Here is a 1,463-nt window from a genome sequence, read left to right as displayed (position 1 = left end):
GGAAGACATGCATAGACGGCTGTTAGTGTCGATATTGGCGCTGCCAATAAACCCTTTCATCAGCTTATTAGCGACGTAATAATCTTCGGTTAAGAGCTGGCCAGAAGCATAAAACGCAACGGACTCGGGGCCATATTGATCGATAGTTTCTTTAAATCGGGTAGCGACATGATTGATAGTCTGATCCCAGCTGGCCGTTTTCCCTTTGATAATGGGCTTCAATAGCCTGCTAGATAGATCTAGGGTTTCACCTAGTGCCGAGCCTTTTGAGCAGAGACGGCCAAAGTTAGCTGGGTGGTGCGGGTCGCCTTGTATTGTCACGTCCCTGTTATCAGCGTGTGTTGTTGCAATAATGCCGCAGCCTACACCACAGTAGGCGCAGGTGGTCTTTATTTCCTGCGGTTTTGTGCTTGTCTCTGTTGAGTTGATCATTTGAGTCATCTTGATGTTCCTAACCCGCTAAATCTAAGGTGGTAGTTTGCTTGGCGGTTTGAAAGTAGCCTTGGCCGAATATCAAAAACTCTCTCATGTCTTCGATATTGCAGCGCTGTTCAAGTAAGCTTTGATACCATGAGCCGTCTTTGGTATCGCCATATAGAACAACGCCTATGATGTGCCTATCTTTGATAACAAGCTTTTTATATACCTTGGCAGAAGGATCAGAAAAACGGATTTCCTCGCTTTCTTCATCACCTAAGAAATTACCGAGTGAGAATAAGTTAATACCGGTTACTTTTAATTTGGTCGCACTGGGGAGAGTCTTGTATTCCGCAACACCGTGGCCACTGAGGTGATTAGCACATACTCTGGCTTGCTCGAACAAAGGTGCTACCAGGCCAAAAGTGTCGCCTCTATGCTGAATGCACTCCCCCACAGCATAGATGCTAGGGTCGTACGTTTGTAATGTATCGCTGACAACAATGCCTTTTTCACAATGTAAGCCCGCTTTCTCAGCCAGTTCAAAATTTGGCCTGACGCCAATCGCCATAACAAATAAGTCGCAGTCGAGCTCACTTCCATCGGCAAAGCGAACGGCTCTAACATGCCCTGAATCATCTGCAAGAAGCTCTTCTGTCTCGGCCGGCATTTTAAACTTAACGTTTCGGCTTGTGAGTTCCTGCTGGAGTAAGTGACCGGCTGTCGCATCGAGCTGTCTGTTAAGGAGCACTTCCTTGCTATGAATAACGGTAACGTGCATGCCTCGCTGCGCAAGGCCGTTGGCTGCTTCAAGACCTAGTAGCCCGCCGCCTAAGACCACTGCATTCTTTTTTGTCTCGCTATAGGCAAGCATCTTATTGACATCATATATATCGCGAAAGGCGATCACACCTTCGAGTTTGCTTCCTGGAATAGGAAGAATAAAGGGTTTAGAGCCTGTTGCTATCAGTAGTCTGTCATAACGTGCTTGAGTGCCATCACGTGCTGTGACGCAACGTTTGCTTCTATCGATATCAATAACCAGC

The 1,463-nt window shown here is 46.9% G+C and carries 2 protein-coding genes; both read right to left on the bottom strand.

The features are described from left to right. A partial coding sequence (locus A3735_RS23050; protein ID WP_156499852.1) for a molybdopterin-dependent oxidoreductase occupies nucleotides 1-432 on the bottom strand: 432 nt, incomplete at its 3' end. Nucleotides 433-451: 19 nt separating this feature from the next. Continuing rightward, nucleotides 452-1,463: NAD(P)/FAD-dependent oxidoreductase (locus A3735_RS23045; RefSeq protein ID WP_156499851.1), on the bottom strand; the 1,012-nt coding region annotated here is incomplete at its 5' end.

This window comes from Oleiphilus sp. HI0061, assembly GCF_001635675.1.
The sequence above is the reverse complement of the archived record's forward strand: the minus strand, read 5'-3'. Positions and strand labels throughout refer to the sequence as shown.